The organism is Aporhodopirellula rubra, assembly GCF_014192335.1.
Taxonomy (GTDB): domain Bacteria; phylum Planctomycetota; class Planctomycetia; order Pirellulales; family Pirellulaceae; genus Rhodopirellula; species Rhodopirellula rubra.
Genome location: NZ_JACHXU010000003.1, coordinates 245,689 through 262,493 on the forward strand (window position 1 = coordinate 245,689; position 16,805 = coordinate 262,493).

Below are 16,805 nucleotides of genomic sequence, written 5' to 3' on the forward strand. Positions count from 1 at the left end.
GTCCAATTTCAGCGTGTTCGCTCGGATTCGCGCAGCAATTCGACACTGAATCGGAGGCCGGCGGTCCGGCCCGATTGCGAATCTCTGGCGGCATGGCGGTTGATGTACTAAATTCGCCTACACGACGCACTTACATTGAATCATCCATTGAAAATGTCTCCATCCACGAAGGAAGCGAATTGATTAGCGCGATTGCTGGGACGCTCAGCCATGTCGGAGAAACAAGCGTGACGATCCAGGCCGGACCGTTCGACTACGAGGTATTTGTTGGTGATTTCACGCGGCGTCAGTTGCAACCGAAACTAAACGAAGACGTCCGACTGCATACGCTCGATTACATCGAGGGGAATACGACGGGCGGGCGATTGACGCCTCGCTTGGTCGGGTTTTTGACTCTTCCGGAGCGGCAGTTCTTTGACCTATTCTGCAGCGTCGACGGGGTTGGCGCGAAAAAAGCATTGCGAGCGATGGTCCGCCCGGTTCGTGAGCTCGCCGTTTTGATCGAGGAGCAAGACACCAAGTCGTTGTCGACGCTTCCCGGAATCGGCGCCGCGACGAGCGAACGAATCATCGCGAAGCTGCGTCGGAAGATGCCCCGGTTCGCGTTGATGGTCGCCGGAGAAGAATTGTCCGGAGGCGGAACGACGCAAAGTTCGCCGGTGGTCGAAGAAACCTACGAGGCCCTCGTCATGCTCGGCCACAGCGAAACCGATGCACGGCATTTGATTGACGAGGCCATCGCGAGCGGACGTAAATTCAAAGATACCGAGTCGTTGTTGACTGCGATTTACCAGAAATCAAAGTAATCACCTTGATTGCCGCGAACCTGATACAATCGTGGACGTGAACCTGTCACGTCGGCGATGGGGAGGGACACCCCTGGTCCGTCGGTTTCCTGACCAATTCAACTGTCACGAATTGAACATGCCTGAACCCACTCTCGTCCTTGCCGTTGATGACAGCATCACTCAGGTTACCGGCATGCAGATTATGCTGCAGCAGCACGGATATGAGGTGGTGACGGCTAGCAACGGACGACTGGCGCTCGAATCAATACGCGAACGCAGACCCGCGATCGTGGTGACCGACCTTCAGATGCCGGAAATGGACGGCCTGCAATTGGTCGCTGCCCTCCGCGAGGAATTTGCCGGTTTGCCGATTGTCCTAACGACGGCGAAGGGCAGCGAAGAAATTGCGGCCAAGGCACTGCGTCTCGGTGCGTCCAGTTACGTTCCCAAGCGAACGTTGAACGAAGATTTGGTGCCGACGATCGAACGCATGTTGTCGATGGTCGATGTGGCTGATCATCACACCAAGCCATCGTCACTGTTGAAATCCGTCCACCTGGAAATGTCGCTCGGCAACAACGACGTCGAAGTTCCGAACGTGATTGCCCGGTTGGAACAACCGTTGACGGAACTCGGCTTGCTCGACGATACGATGCAGATGCAAATTTCGACGGCGTTGGATGAGGCGCTCATTAACGCGATCATCCACGGCAACCTCGAAATATCGACCGAGTTGCGTTACGAAGGGACCGACGAGCAGTTCCGCGAAGTCGTTCACGCTCGACAAAAGCAGGAACCGTACCGTGATCGACACGTGACGATCCTGATGGAGGCCAACCGTGAAGAAGTGACCTTCACGATTCGTGACCAAGGCACGGGATTTGATGTCGGGGCGTTGCCCGATCCGACTGACTTCAGCAATCTCGGTGAATGCGGCGGACGAGGGCTTTTGTTGATCAACGCGTTCATGGACAAAGTCACACATAACGCCGAAGGCACCGAAATCGTGATGTTCAAGCGGAAGGCGGACGCGTCTCTTGAGACTGATTGAGGTCGCTCATATACGACCGAGTGCATCGAACGAGCTCGTCGAGCATCCACGCGGCCGTCGAAATGTCGCCCGTGTTGGCTTGCCTCTCTAAACGTTGGGCGGACGCCATCACCGGTTCGGCGCCGAGGCAACCGGCGGCACCTTTGAGCGTGTGAGCACTGCGGTGCAAGGCCAACGCATCGCTTTCGTTGAGTTGATCACGCATCAACGGAAGCAATTGGTCGGCTTCTTCGATAAACGCGAATGCGAGTTGCCTCGCCATCTCTTCGTCGCCTCGCGTTTTGTTGAGGACCGTTGCCCATGCCGAAGGGCATGCGTCCTCATCCGTGTCGAGCGAGTGGGGCGTGGCTTGACGCGTCGGCAACTTCTCGCCAAATGAACCGTCGTCGAGCCTCGCATTGGTTTGAGTCGATGGGTTTTCCGACTCGTCATCGTGCTCCGGTTCGGATTCCCTAAATGAGGGCGTCTCATCCAATGCCATTTCATGCTTGGGGGCAACGCGGCGTCGATTTGTGTTGTCGTGTTCTTGGGCGTTGACGCGTTCGGTCTCGCTAGCGTGCGTTGAAGTTCTGTCTTGGGGGTTGCTCTCGGAGTGTGACTGGCCTCTCACGCCGGTCGGTTGCTCTCCGCGTGCTTCCGTTTCGTGAGACTCAACTTCGGTTGTTTCGTCGCGGTCATCTGCCGGATCGGTCGACGCGGGCTCTCCAACGCCATTGGGTTGTGGTTGTTCAAAGGAGCGAATGCGTTCGTTCTGTGCCGATCGCTCGTTGAACAGCGACGCTTCGTTCAATGCGACGGCATCTTTCGGGTTCAACGATTCATCATCCGCGTTGAGTGACGCCGGGGCTTCGGCGAGGACTCTCTGTAGGTCGGCAACATCGAAGGGTTTCGAGATGTAGTCGTCCATGCCTGCGGCGAGGCAATGTTCGCGATCGCCTTTCATCGCTTCGGCGGTCATTGCGACGATGAATTGGTGTTTCCCTGTCGTCTTTTCGCCTTCCCGAATCACCGTGGTGGCTTCGAAACCGTTCATCTCTGGCATTTGAATGTCCATAAGAACGATGTCGAAATTCTCCCGTTCAAGTGCGTCAATCGCTTCGCGTCCGTTGACTGCCAACTCGACTTGGTGTCCCCATTTATTGAGGAATCCCAGAGCGACCCTTTGATTAACGATTCCATCTTCGACCAAGAGGATTTTTCGAGGTGCGATTTTGGGATGCGGATCTCTCTGCGGCGGAAGCAAACGTTTCTCATGGTCGACCCCCATGACTTCGAGTACGACGTCGCGGAGTTCGGACGCGATGACCGGTTTCGTTAGATAGCGGTTGATCCCGAGTTCACGCATGCGCGGCGAACTCAAGCCCGCGAACGAGGACGAGAGCATCACGATCGGGCCATGTCGAAACTCGTCTGACCGTTTGACGAGTTGTTCGGCAAAACCGACACCGTCGAGATTAGGCATGTGGTAATCGAGGAGGATCAGGCCGAACGGATTGCCTTCGGAAATTGATTCGGCGATGACGTCGAGGGCGGTCTCGCCGTCATCCGCCATGACCGGTTTGAGATTCCACAACTGCAAAATTTCTTGCAAGATACGACGGTTCGTCGCGTTGTCGTCAACGACGAGCACGCGGGTTCCGGCGATTTTGGAAAAGGCGGCGGGCCGGCGTGGAGTCTGGTCAGGCGAGATCCCCAGTCGCACGTAGAAATGGAACGTCGTGCCCACCCCGAGTTCGCTTTCGACCCACACTTTTCCGTCCATCATCTGGATCAACCGAGCCGAAATCGTGAGCCCCAGTCCCGTGCCTCCGAATCGCCGGGTCGTCGATGCGTCCGCTTGTGAGAACGCCTCGAAGATTTTCTCTTGTTTTTCTTTCGCGATCCCGATGCCGGTGTCGCGCACTGTGACGTGCAAAACTGCTTCGTCGTCGTCGAGTGTTTCGGGGTTAACGTCAACGACGACCTCACCGCTGTTGGTGAACTTGATCGCGTTGCCGACGAAGTTGACAACGATTTGACGGAGTCTGCCGGGGTCGCCGATCAATTCGTTCGGAATCCTCGGGTCAATGCGTCCAGCGAGTTCGAGCCCTTTTTCGTTGGCCTTGAGAGTGAGCAGCTTGATCGCTTTTCCGATGCAGTCTCTTAAATTGAATGTCACCGTATCGAGTTCGAGTCGACCGGCTTCGATCTTTGAAAAATCTAGAATGTCGTTGAGAAGTCGCAGTAGCGAGTCCGCAGACTGCTGCACCAGCGTGAGGAACTCTCGCTGTTCGGCGGTCATTTCGGTTCCCGAGAGCAGTTCCGTCATGCCGAGGATACCGTTCATCGGGGTCCGGATTTCGTGGCTCATGTTCGCCAGGAATTCGCTCTTGGCAGAGTTCGCAGCGTCCGCGATTTCTTTTGCCGCCAGCAATTCTTCGGCCGCCATGCGACGGGCGGTGATATCGCGGCTGATGCCGACCATCCCCATCACGTTGCCGTCTTTGCCGAACAACGGAACCTTTGTCGTTAAGAGCCACGTCGATTTACCGTCGGTCGATCGGAAGATGGTTTCTTCCTGGTCGATCAAAGGTTCGCCTGAACGCATCACGACTTGGTCGTCGGCAACGAAATTGCAGGCCAGCTCCGGAGGTGAGAAATCGTAATCGGTCTTGCCGATGAGCTCGCTCACATCCTTGACGCCCAACATGTCGAGGATCGCCTGATTGCCCGTCATGAATCGGCTGTATCGATCCTTGACATAGATGATGTCAGGGATGTTGTTCATGATCGTCTTGAGCAAGTCACGTTCGCGTGCGAGTTCCGTTTCGGCACGCACTTGGGCGGTCACGTTGCGTGAAATGCCAAACGTGCCAATGATTTCATCGCGATCGTTCCGCAGTGGCATTTTGGTGGTCGAGCACCACGAGTCCGGTTTGCCTTCGCGGGTTTCCTTTTCGACTTTGCCGATGATGGATTCCCCGGTGCGGATGATCCATCGCTCGTCTTCGAGTGCATCGGAGGCATGCTCGTCACCAAAGAAATCGGCATCGGTCTTCCCTACCGCGTCGTCCGCTTTAGCGAGACCAAACATCTCCGCCTGCGCTTGGCTGATTCGGATGAATCGACTTTTGCGATCTTTGAAGTAAACCGCGTCAGGAATGTTGTCGAACCAAGCGTCCATCAGAAAACGAGTGTGCTTTAGTTCAGCCTCTGTCCGCTTTTGCTGTGTCACGTCCCAACAGATCACCTCGACACCGGTGATGGTTCCATCGGAGTCGTATGTCGGAAGGCGGATGACCTCGAGGAAACAGGCACCGCAGAGTTCCCCGCGAAGCATGTCGAAGTCGAGGATGTCACGGTCGCGAACTTTGGGTAGGTACTCCTCGATCACGTGATCAGGTCGCCCGCTCTCCATCACCTTTTGTTCGATCTCGCATCCGACCTGGGCTACTTCCGACGAAAAAAGGTCGTAGTCTGTTTTGCCAATGATCTGATCACGCTCCAAACCGACTGATTCACAGAAGGCCTCGTTCACTTCCAAAATCCGTCCTTCGCGATCCTTTCGTAGAACGCATAGGTCCAGTCTTTCGCTTCGATTTTGACGTGAGCAAGCGGCCTTTTGGTAGAGGCTGTGGTAGACGTCGTGCGACGCCGCACCGTTGTCGCTGGCAGCAGACCGAGTGTTTTGAGGCTTGGAGTGGTTCATGAAATCGGCTCGCGTGGGGAATTGCTCGTTTTTATTCTACCCAGCCCACACCGAATTAACAGAAAACAAATTGGCCCGAAGCGATTGATTTGATGACTCAAACGCCACAATCCTCACCCACGCAAATTGGTGCGTCGTCGCATCGGATCGATTACGTTGAGACGATGCCATCTGGGATCCCCGAGTTTTCGCGGTGAGTTCATTTGGGTGCGACGCGGGTTTAATCAATCCATGTCTTCATTTATCGGTCTTCCCACGAGTACGTTTCGAACGCGCGCAATGGCCACGTTTTTCAAAATCTCCTGCCCCGAATGCGGCAAGTCACTGAAGGTCTCTGACAACTTGTGCGGCAAAAGTCGTGCATGCCCCTATTGTCGAGCCACCGTGCGAATTCCAGATTCGCCACCCGCAGAATCGAACGAACCGGAAGGATCGTTAAAAGACATCAAGATTGATCCGCGACCGCCGAGCGAGCGAGCGAGCGAACGAGCAGACGCGGCATCCGAGGCGACGGCAACCGTTTCGACAACGTCCGGTGGTGGCGTGGACCGACCTGCCGCCGAAAATCCGGGTGGGCAATCCGCTGCCGTTTCGGCCGCCGCAGGGGCGACACCCTCGATTGCGGTCGAAGCTCCTAAACGCGGCAAAACCGTCCGACGAAAGCGGGCCGAAAAGAGTTGGTTCCGTTCCAACAGCGAGTCGGCCAGCAGCGATGTTAGCCTCGTGTTGTCTGGGCTCATCGCTGCGGCAGTCACGGTGGTTTGGTTCGGCGTGCTGTATCCGTTTCGAGAGAGCTACTTTGGTGCACTGTTTTGGTTGCGGGGGCCGGTGCCTTTTCCCACCACGTTCTTGATGTTTTGGGCGATCGCCATTCTGGTGTTGAAATGGATGAGGTTGCAACAACAACGTGATGCGATGCTGCTTGACGTGTTGCCCACTGAGGTCTCACCCGAAATCACGATCAATTCGATTGATGGCTTTATCGAGCATATCAACGAATTGCCGGGAGCCAGCAGCGATAGTTTCTTGATCAACCGTGTTGTTCGAGGGATCGAGCATTTTCGAGTACGAAAGAGTGCAGCCGAAACGGTCACGATGATGGAATCGCAATCGGAAATCGATGCGAACAACGTCGCCGGCAGTTACACCGTCCTGAAGGTCTTCATTTGGGCGTTGCCGATACTCGGTTTTATCGGCACGGTGATGGGCGTTAGCAGCGCCGTCGCGAGTCTCGCGGGAAGCCTCAGCAGCGGCGGCAGCATGGATGCGATGAAAGGTGCGTTGCAAGAAGTCTTCGGAGGTCTTGGAACCGCGTTTGACACAACCTTGCTCGCGCTGATCATGAGCATGCTGGTGAAGATTCCCGCGTCGGCCTTGCAGAAAGGCGAAGAGGATCTGATCACACGAGTTGATGAGTATTGCAACGAGAATCTCCTGCGCAGGTTGAACGATGGTCGTGAGGGCGGTGCCGAACGTGGACTCGCAAGCGGCGAAGATGCGGCCGACACGCAAGTGTTTCGCGATGCCGTTGAGCAAGCACTCGGAACACAACACGCCGAAATGGAACGATGGCTTTCGAAGCTCGATGCCATCGGGGGACGGCTCACGTCACAGGTGTCCAAAGGATGGGACGAGGTGAACAACCGAATCGAGGAGCAGCAGAAAAAACATGTCCACGTGCTGCACGAACAACAACTCGATCAGCAGGCACGTCTGCAGGCTCAACTCGATCAGATGGCCAACGCTGCAGATAAGATTCAGTCGACCCTCACCAATCTCGCTTTGCAAACCGAATCGCTGCAGAATCAGGTCAACCAGACCTACTCGCAAACCGGCGAAACGTTGACGAAGCATCTCGACGGAGTTCAGACGGGGCTCTCCAGCCTCAGTTCGGTGCTGACCCAACTCGGTGACAAGCAGGTCATCGTGCAGCAGGTCGAATCGGCGTCGACGGCGAAGAAGGGATGGTTCGGTCGCAACGCCAAGGCTTCCCGACGCGGCGGCAGGAGGCCGTAGCCATGGCGAGGAGGCGAAACAGTTCCGACGACGACATCTCTTTGTTCCCGTTCCTCAGCATCATTGCGTCGGTCATCGGCGTTCTGACGATGATGATCGCAACGCTCGCGCTCGCCCAGACCGACACGCCTGACGTGGCGCAGATCGAGGAGTTCGAACAAAAGACGAAAGAACTCCGAGAAACTGACGAGGCGATCGAGAACCTTCGTCGCGAGATTTCGGTTTCGAATTCATCCGCCTTGCAACTGCGTGAACAGAAACAATTGCTCAGCATGACCGTCACCCAGCTAGAGGAGCTACTCGCGGAACTCGAGCAAGTTGAAAAGGAGCTGGCGGAACAGAAGGCGGTTGAAATCGTCATTCCGCCGGTCGACCAATCTTTGCGAGAAACCGCCGCCGACATGCAATCCCAAGCCGACGCACTGCGATCGGAAGTCGCTCAGTTGGAAAAAGACCTCGCCGAAAGGATTGATGCGAGTGAAGCAAACGTGACGGTGCTGCCTCAGGGCAGCGGGTTGGACTTCATTCCGCACTTTGTTGAATGTGCCGCCGATTCGATCGTTCTGCATTCAATCAATCCCACCAAACGGATTCGCCGAGCAGACGTCGCCAAGGACGAGGACTTCATCGCACTGATGGAGAAAGTCGTCAACGGCACTCGTGATTCGATTGTATTTCTGGTTCGCAGCGATGCTTTGGGGACTTACCGGGCATGCAAAAGCCTCTGTGATGAACGCGACGTTCGCAACGGAAAAATTCCGATCGTCGGACAAGGGCGAATCGATCTGAGTCAGTTCGCAACCGACGAACCTCGCGAGTAATCTCGCTTCGATAGGTCTGACTTCACTCTATTTGAACATTCATTCTCTTTCCTCCTGTCACTTATGCGACGCAAACCAGACGACGATGACGACGGCGGACTCGATTCTCTGCTCGACACGATGACGAATGTCGTTGGCATCTTGGTGCTCGTGCTTATCGTGACGCAGATCAGCGTGGCGGACGTCGTGACCAGAATCACCGCTGAGAACCAAATCGACGATGAAACGCTCGTTGAACTCACCGAGCAATTGGTCAACAAGAAAGAAGAGCAAGACGAACTGCAACGTGTTCTTGTCGACCCTCTCGATATCGATCCCGAGAAACAACGCCGTGAACTCGAGCTCAAACGTGAACTGCTCGAACGACGGCAGAAAGAACTTGCCAAAAAGCAGCAGGAGAAAAATTCGTATGCCGTGAAGATTGAAGAGGACCGAGAGAAGGCCGAAGCGAACCGGAGGATGATTGAGGACACGCAGGCCACGCGTGAAAAACTGCAGGCCGAACTCGAACGTTCGCTCGAACGCAAAGCCGAACTGCAAGCGAAACTGGAGTCAACGCCGAACACGCCCGCACCTGCGGATATCGAGGTCAGTATTCCTAATCCACGGCCGGCACCTTCGGGTGCGAAACAGTTGGTCTTGATCTGTGCCAACGAGCAACTCTATCCGCTTCGCCTCGACGACTTTCGAGAGCGAGCGGAAGCTCAGGCTCGACGGATCATCGCCAGGTTCAAACTCGATCGCGATCCGAGCAAGGGCATCGACGCCAATCGGTTTACGGAGTACTGGCAGCGATTGACGGATAAGGATGAGTTTTTTGATGTGGAGTATTTTGTCGCAGCAAACCGCTTCCCGCGTCTGCGTTTTTCGCCGCGTCCGGACGACGGTGCGGGAGAGAAGGAGATCGCTAACCCACGCTCCCGAATTCGCTCACCTCGCTTGCTAGGGGCCATCGATCCGGAAAAAATGTACGCTCGCTTTTTCGTGCTGCCGGATAGCTTTGGCGTCTACGTAACGGCTCGCCGTTTCTTCACCGAATCGGGCGTTCTCGCGGGTTGGGAGCCACAATCAGGCGATTGGCAATACCAGACGGGAGTCCCCGGTGGCATCGAGTTGGGGCCGCCCCGGCCGAAGAAGCCGACTCCGCCGCCAGACCCGAATACGAAACCGAAGCCGAACAATTTGATCGACTGAATTCGACCAATCGGCGGAGACAACAAGCGACCGAGAGCAGCTTGAGATGCCGCAGGCTGAGAAAATCTCGCCTGGGTAGCGGTGGCATTAGCCGCGAGGACGTCTAGAATAGGGGCTCGCTATGCAAACCCGTTCTTTCCCGCCTCAACACCCTCCCTCAATCTGAAGCCTCGATCTGATCTCGTGGCTTGAATCTCATGCTTTGCACCAAACCGAATCGAAAATTGAAATACTCTCCCCTGTTGGCCTGGCTGGTCGGTCTTGCTCCCATTCTAGCTTGCTCAACGGTTTCATTCGCTGACGCGACTGCCACGAAATCAAGTTTGGGAATCGCGACGGAGAAGCCCGCCGAAGGGCCGTCGGTTGCTCTGGAAGACGGCACGTTCATGGTGCCTTACACCCAACGGATTCCTGGAACGGACATCCAGTTTGAAATGATTCCTGTCCCCGGTGGCGCCTTCACGCTCGGAACACCCGAGGACGCCGAAGATTTCGTGGACGATGAGGGGCCAACGATCCCATTGAAAGTCAAACCGATGTGGGTGGCCAAGACGGAAACTCGCTGGGACATGTACAAAGAATACATGCGAATGTACGGCGTTTTCAAAGAGTTCGAATCGCAAGGGATCCGGCTCGTTGATGAGTCAAACATGGCCGACGCGGTGACGGCGCCGACGGAACTCTACGATCCATCGTTTACGTTCGAATACGGTTCGAAAGCAACGCAGCCTGCGGTCACGATGACACAGTACGCTGCTCAGCAATTCACTAAATGGCTCGCTCGAATGACGGGCGTCCAGTATCGCTTGCCAACCGAGGCGGAATGGGAATACGCGGCACGTGCAGGAACCACGACTGCATACAGTTGGGGAGACGATGCGGACGAGATCGAAGACTACGCGTGGTATTTCGACAATTCGCTCGACGGTCCCGGTGACGTCGGATCTAAAAAGCCAAACGCGTTCGGACTTCACGACATGCACGGCAATGCTGCCGAGTGGACGGTCAATGAGTACACCGAAGACGGATACGAATGGATGAAGGAAACCAATCCCGGCGACGCCACGAGTGCCACGCGTTGGCCCGAGAATCCTTACCCGTGCGTAGCCCGCGGTGGCAGTTGGGAAATGGATCCGCCAGACCTTCGCAGTGCTGCACGCTTGGCATCGGACGATGAAGAATGGAAATCGGAAGATCCAAACTTTCCACGCAGCCCGTGGTGGTTTACGAGCGACCCGTCTCGCGGTGTTGGTTTCCGTTTGTTCCGTTCGCTCGAATCGCTGCCTGATGAAACTATCAGCAAGTTTTGGGAAGCATCCTCGCAAGAAACGCTCGACGACGTCGAAAGTCGCGTGAGCGAAGGACGCAGCGGATACGGCTATGTCGACGAAGAGCTCGGCGAAGCAGCCAAGCAACTCGGTGAATAAACTCTCTTCGCCGTGGCCACTTTCGCGGTAAACACTGGAAGGACCGAAGTTCGTTGAATCACGACGGAGCAGTATCGCCTGCGGTGGCAGGCAAAACGCCGATCGGTTGGGTTGGCACAGGCGTCATGGGACGTAGCATGGTTGGGCATTTGCTGTCCGCCGGTTTTCCCGTCACGCTGACAACTCGGACGCGATCCAAAGCCGCGGATTTGCTCGACCAAGGCGCCCAGTGGGCCGATTCACCGAAGCAAGTTGCCGAGAAGGCTGAAATAGTTTTCGCGATCGTTGGCTATCCCGCTGACGTGCGAGATGTTTTCATGGACTCCGAAAGTGGCGTGCTCGCAGGGCTGCGTCCGGGTGGAGTTCTCGTCGACATGACGACGAGTGAACCGTCGCTGGCTATTGAAATTCACGACGTCGCCAAAAGTCGCGGTGTGCATGCTCTCGATGCACCGGTGTCGGGTGGTGACCGTGGCGCGAAAGAAGGCACATTGTCGATCATGATCGGCGGTGACGATGATGTCGTCCAACGCGTGATGCCGTGCTTTGAATGTTTCGGTAAAACGATCGTGCACCAAGGCGGCGCGGGCGCGGGCCAGCATACAAAAATGGTCAATCAAACACTGATTGCCACCGGCATGATCGGCGTGTGCGAGGCGCTCGTGTATGCGTCCCGTGCAGGGCTCGATTTACCAACTGTTCTCAAGTCGGTTTCCTCCGGCGCCGCTGGCAGTTGGTCGTTGAGTAATCTCGCACCACGGATGATCGAGCAAGATTTTGAACCTGGTTTCTATGTTGAGCATTTCGTCAAAGACATGGGCATCGCCCTCGCCGAGGCCAAACGGATGAAGTTGTCGTTGCCCGGGCTGGCACTCGCCGAACAGCTTTATCTTTCGTTGATGGCCAAAGGTGGCGAACGAGCGGGGACGCAAGCTCTCGTTCGAGCCGTCGCCGACATGTCTGGAATGGACTGGACTTGAATATCAGCTTTCGTCGCGGTTGGCCATGTTGGCTGTTCTTGGTCATCGCGGTGGTGGTCGTTCGAGGCGGATTTATTATCGCGAGATCGCACGCATTGAGTGATGATCCGGATGCTTACCGCGTGATCGCGGAGACTCTTTCCTCGACCGGTGTGTTCGGATTGCCGGTGGGAGACGGTGAGGCTCGTCCGACCGCGTTTCGTCCGCCGTTGTACCCGTGGCTCCTGTCTTGGTTCGTCGGTGCCGACGGGAAATTGTCGAATCTTCCACCCGCCATTCTGCAGTTCGTCCTCGGTGGGATTGCCGTCGGACTTACATGGGATATTGCCCGTCGACTGATTTCCGTTCGCGCCGGTTTGGTGGCAGCAATGATCGTGTTGGTCGACCCTATTCTGCTATGGCAGTCCACGCTCGTGATGACCGAAACGATCGCCACGACGCTCGCGATGATCGTTTGGTGGTGGTGGGTGGTGAGGGTTTGTCGTGTGTCGGTATCTGATACATCGGACGATTGTAACGTTTCGAAGATGCCCTCCTATCTCAACGCGGGCGTCATGGGGGGCTTGCTGTTGCTAACGATTTTGTGTCGACCCACGTTTTTGGTTTGGTCGGCGATGATTGTGCCCGCTATGTGGTTTGCCGGCCCGGTTTGTCGGATTCGGCGTACCGCGGTGATCGCCGCTGCGCTCCTCGTGATCGTGGGAGGAGTCAACGCCTGGACGCTCAGGAATATGACCGCGATCGGCCATCCCGTGTGGGGAACGACGCATGGTGGTTACACGCTTTTGTTGGCAAACAACGATTCATTCTACGACTATCTCGAACAGAAGCCGTGGCAACCTCTGTGGCATAGTGAAGCGTGGGAGCCGAGTGAGTTTTTCGAAGAGTATCAATCGCTGCCACACACCGGTGATGAGTGGGCCGATGACCGAGTCGCGTATGAGGCGTCCAAGTCGGTGATCTCTTCTCGTCAAGAAATGTTTTGCTACTCGTGCGGCGTTCGTATGTCGCGTTTGTGGCAGCCATTTCCTCACGCAACGGTTGGTCGGTCGACGGCGTCGATTCTCGCTGTCGGTCTCTTTCACACTACGGTGTACGTTTTCATTCTCGTGGCGGCGTGGCGATACCGGGATTACCTCTATCCGCGTCACTGGCGAGAATGGATTCGATGGTGGCCAGCGATCGCTTTGGTGATCACGCTGAGTGGAGTGCACGCGGTTTATTGGAGCAATCCGCGAATGCGATCACCGGCGATTCCAGCGTTGGCCATCGCCGCTTCCGCGGTCGTGCGGCGACGGTAGTAATCCTCTTGAGGCAGGTTGAAACGCGGTGTGCGTCGGGAGGAAGCGGTTCATTGCGGAGGTGCTGGAATCGCGTGAATCGTCCAGTAGACATCTTCAGTAAATGGCGTTCCGACATCATCCGTTAGCTTCATTTGCAGATGGAGTTGATCGGCAGGTTGTAAGTCCGGGATGTGCAGACGCAGCGTTTTTCCGTCCCTATCAAGCTTGGCTTGCTCGATCAGCAATCTCTGTTTGCCAACCTCTCCGGTGACAGGATGGTAATTCGCCGATCCGTACCCGCGTGTCCATTGGTAGTTCCATTGTTCGGCAACATAAGAACTGACGTTTTGGGTAGACTGACGATCGAGTTCGAAATTAAAGGTCAGTTTTAAGGTGTCAGAGTACACTTCGCACTGCGTCACCATGCGTGTCGGTTTGCCTGTGTAGCGAACACGGTAGATGCCTCCATCGGCCAATCCCGCTCGCCCGTTTTCGTTCCATCCGTTCATGCCGGTCACGTACACTTGCCCGTCAAACGGGTTGACGCGTCCACGCATGATCCCCGTTCCGAAATCATGTGGGCATTGCACGATCGCCGCTTGAGTGATCAATTCGCCTTCCTCGTTCGTGACCTCTTGTTGCATGAGATAGTACAATCACCCTTTCCCAAAACTGGTGTGCAGCAGTCGACCTGAGAGCGGGCCGAAACGCTCGTCGTCCACGAATAACTGTCCGCCCGATGAGTTGTCGACCTCCTGCGGCATCCAAATGATCGGCTGGTCATAGGTTTCTGGCGGAATGACTTTCGTGTGGTCGATTCTTCCACCGTCGGGGGCCCACTCGCGACTCCGCTGTGTTTGGACGTAACCGTAAAAGCCACCAGGCTTCACCAGGCTGATTTTTGACGCGGGCATCCACGTGCCTTGGTTATCACTTACCGTGACGCGATCGTCGGGAAGAATCCCCATGCCGTTGGGCGTTCGGAAACCAGTGCAGACCACATCGCGTGTTTTCCCATCGGGGGAAATTTTGATGACCGCACCGGGCAGTTTGTAGTCAGTGTATTGACCGCTTTTGGCGTAGTAAAAGTTGCCTTCGGTATCCGTTTGAAGGTCAAAGTTGAACGCGTGAAAGAAAGTCGATACGTCCGTGTCTGCGCTAAAGCTTTCATAGAAATCGGCTTCACCGTCGTTGTTGAAATCGTGCAATCGAGTGAGTCTGTCTTTGCACGTAACGTAGATCAGCCCGTCAACCACTTTGATGCCGAACGGTTCATACATTCCACCCGCAAATCGTTTCCATTGGAGGTTCAGCAGATCCTCGTCGATGCCCGAGACGATCCACACATCACCGCCCGTGGTCGCAACCGCCATGCGACCATCGGGAAAAAAGTCGAGTGCCGAGGTGCGGAACCAAGTATTCCAGGGCGTGGTTTTGGGCATCGTGATGGTGTCGACCGCATACGCTCCACGTTCAAAGCCTTGATAGCCAACCGTTTCGAGCGTCTCCGGCCATCGCGGATCACCTCCGTGCGTCATCGTCAGAGGTTGGATTGGAGGAAGCGGTTTTGAGGAGTCGGCGTCCGACGCGGATGCGAAACGAATAACATCAATCACTCGTGTTTGTTCGTCGGAAGGTATTCGGATGATCCAGCGATTCGCGTAATCTGTTTTCAAAATAACGCCATCGATGTCGCCGGAAATCCATGGCGGCTGAGAATCTGGGCCAGAGATTGCGGCGGTCAGCACGAGTGGTTTTCCGCCGCCGATTTGTAACGTGTGGCGGATCGCATCCTGTCCTTCAACGCTTGCGGGAACCTCGAGTATTTCGCGGCCGTCAATCGCATACGCGAGGACAACCTGGTCGCCGTGAAGGTAGTGACCATGGTAGTCGAGCCAGCGTTCTGGGAGCGGACCACGCGGCAAGAGATCCTCTGTCGGATAGTCAAGCGTTATATCGTGTCCCCATTTCCACATCGAGAGTCCATCGATCCGTTTCCCTTTCGGCTTCGGTTGTCCTTCGCCACGCCCTCGTTTGTGTTGCGTTTGGTCGACGTCCAAAAAACCTCCCGACCAAATGGCCGCTTGGTCCAACGTGTGCAAGTCATACGAGATGGTTTGGTTGGTCAATTGGATGGTCAGCGCACTGTTGACGTCGCGTCCCAATTGCGAGGCCAGTGCCGGACCGTAGTTGCGATCGGGGGCAGGTTTGAACTCGCCCATGTCAGTACCGGGCGGCAGCGACGCTAGGTATTCGTCAGTGACCGGTTCGTAATCTGGGTTGGACGCCTTCATGAATCGATGGCGAATGAAACCAATGACTTCGTATCGCTCTCGTGGCGATAACGCGGATGTTGCCGCCATCAAGCCATTTCCGCGTGACAGCGTCATGAACATGCTGTAAGGATCCGCGCCGAACTTCAGTTTTTGTTTTCCAAACGCACGTGCGGTCGGCAGCGACGGAGTGTTGCCATCGACGCCATGGCATTGAACGCAGGACGCCTCGTAGATTTTACGACCGCGTTTCAGTTTGCCTGATTCGATGGTGCGGATGATATTGGCATGATTTAGATTGCTGAGGTCGTCGTTGGACGTGAGTTGCTCGGGCGACGGTTTGAGTTCCGTTGCCCGTGTCGATCCGCCCTCGTGAATTGCAAAGAGGTAGCTAAGCAAATCCAGTAGCTCTTTTTGATTCTTGAATGTCGCCGTTAAGCCTTCTGGCATCATTGACGTCGGAGCACTCGAACGAACGTCAATTTCGTCCTTCTTAATGGAGATCTCTGATTGCAAATCTGCTGCGTCGCGAAGAACAATCGTCTCATCATTTTCACGCACCAGCATGCCTGAAACGATGTCGCCGTCATGAGTCACCAAGCGAATGGTCTCGTATCCTTTACGGATTGATCGAGACGGATGCAGAATCGCCTCAACCAAATGCACGTCGGTAATCCCTTCACCCAATTGCGAAAGAATAGGGCCCAACGGCGACGCCTGATTGTCACCTTCATGACACGCCGCACACGAAGCCGCCGAAGCATAGTAAACCAACGCCCCATCGACCGGATCGCCCCGCAAACGAGCCTCGTTCGCAACCCATTCCAATCCAGCCTCCTCAATCAGTTCTAGCAAAGACTGGCTTTCGCCACCAGATGATGGGAGACTGCCAGTCATCATCAATAGAGCAGCGAACACAAAACTAAATCGTGAAACGAATTCCGGCATCATAAAAGATCTTTCACGTGGGTTTCAAGCAACGTTACGTGGGTGTTAGCGTCTCAGCGTAACAAATCAGTTTGCATGCTGTACGGCTCGGCGCGAGCATGCGTCCGTAATGATAAAGCAATTGCAGACATTGCTCACAATCGGTTGGATGCCGGACTAGTTAGGACAATTCGTGTAGGTTCCCTACATTCGCAGGTTGGTTTGTTGCGATCAAGAAAGAACTCAGTCTGTGTAGAACTGTTGAAGAGCAGCGTATGTCCTGAGAGGGGCCATGCTGAAGGCGCTGATTTTGTTTGGGTTGGTCGGATTTGTGGTGGGGGTGGAGTACAATCTTTG

Annotated in this window: 11 protein-coding genes; 8 read left to right on the plus strand and 3 right to left on the minus strand. The window is 55.4% G+C overall.

The window, feature by feature from the left end; translation table 11 throughout:
- Positions 1–179 precede the first annotated feature (179 nt).
- Both ruvA and FHS27_RS05545 read left to right on the plus strand, forming a co-directional pair.
- On the plus strand, positions 180–806 hold the full coding sequence (gene ruvA, locus FHS27_RS05540; protein WP_184303359.1) for a Holliday junction branch migration protein RuvA: 627 nt from the start codon (positions 180–182) through the stop codon (positions 804–806).
- A gap of 118 nt (positions 807–924) precedes the next feature.
- Complete coding sequence (locus tag FHS27_RS05545) at positions 925–1,839, plus strand: response regulator (protein WP_184302803.1); 915 nt, start codon at positions 925–927, stop codon at positions 1,837–1,839.
- On the opposite strand, the gene FHS27_RS05550 is transcribed toward FHS27_RS05545, so the two are convergent.
- On the minus strand, positions 1,802–5,527 hold the full coding sequence (locus FHS27_RS05550) for a PAS domain-containing protein (RefSeq protein WP_184302806.1): 3,726 nt from the start codon (positions 5,525–5,527) through the stop codon (positions 1,802–1,804). The genes FHS27_RS05545 and FHS27_RS05550 overlap by 38 nt on opposite strands.
- Before the next feature lie 384 nt (positions 5,528–5,911).
- On the opposite strand from FHS27_RS05550, the gene FHS27_RS05555 reads away from it, so the two are divergent.
- From FHS27_RS05555 to FHS27_RS05580, 6 genes are all read left to right on the plus strand, one after another.
- Positions 5,912–7,543 (plus strand): MotA/TolQ/ExbB proton channel family protein, encoded by a 1,632-nt coding sequence (locus tag FHS27_RS05555; protein ID WP_315854468.1) that lies wholly within the window; start codon positions 5,912–5,914, stop codon positions 7,541–7,543.
- Positions 7,492–8,364 (plus strand): hypothetical protein, encoded by an 873-nt coding sequence (locus tag FHS27_RS05560; protein WP_246419144.1) that lies wholly within the window; start codon positions 7,492–7,494, stop codon positions 8,362–8,364. Before FHS27_RS05555 ends, FHS27_RS05560 begins: the two co-directional genes overlap by 52 nt.
- Before the next feature lie 63 nt (positions 8,365–8,427).
- Positions 8,428–9,558, plus strand: a complete 1,131-nt coding sequence (locus FHS27_RS05565) for a hypothetical protein (RefSeq protein WP_184302812.1) — start codon at positions 8,428–8,430, stop codon at positions 9,556–9,558.
- Between the two features lie 197 nt (positions 9,559–9,755).
- On the plus strand, positions 9,756–10,985 hold the full coding sequence (locus FHS27_RS05570; protein ID WP_184302816.1) for a formylglycine-generating enzyme family protein: 1,230 nt from the start codon (positions 9,756–9,758) through the stop codon (positions 10,983–10,985).
- Positions 10,986–11,038: 53 nt separating this feature from the next.
- Positions 11,039–11,965 carry an NAD(P)-dependent oxidoreductase gene (locus tag FHS27_RS05575; protein WP_184302818.1) on the plus strand — a complete coding sequence of 309 codons (927 nt, stop codon included), beginning with the start codon at positions 11,039–11,041 and terminating at the stop codon, positions 11,963–11,965.
- Positions 11,962–13,266 carry an ArnT family glycosyltransferase gene (locus tag FHS27_RS05580; RefSeq protein ID WP_184302820.1) on the plus strand — a complete coding sequence of 435 codons (1,305 nt, stop codon included), beginning with the start codon at positions 11,962–11,964 and terminating at the stop codon, positions 13,264–13,266. Before FHS27_RS05575 ends, FHS27_RS05580 begins: the two co-directional genes overlap by 4 nt.
- A 50-nt stretch (positions 13,267–13,316) precedes the next feature.
- Here FHS27_RS05580 and FHS27_RS05585 read toward each other — a convergent pair whose 3' ends face one another.
- Together FHS27_RS05585 and FHS27_RS05590 are read right to left on the minus strand one after the other, a co-directional pair.
- On the minus strand, positions 13,317–13,904 hold the full coding sequence (locus FHS27_RS05585) for a hypothetical protein (RefSeq protein ID WP_184302823.1): 588 nt from the start codon (positions 13,902–13,904) through the stop codon (positions 13,317–13,319).
- Positions 13,905–16,472, minus strand: coding sequence for a DUF6797 domain-containing protein (locus FHS27_RS05590; RefSeq protein WP_184302826.1), 2,568 nt, complete (start codon positions 16,470–16,472; stop codon positions 13,905–13,907).
- Positions 16,473–16,805: the final 333 nt, after the last annotated feature.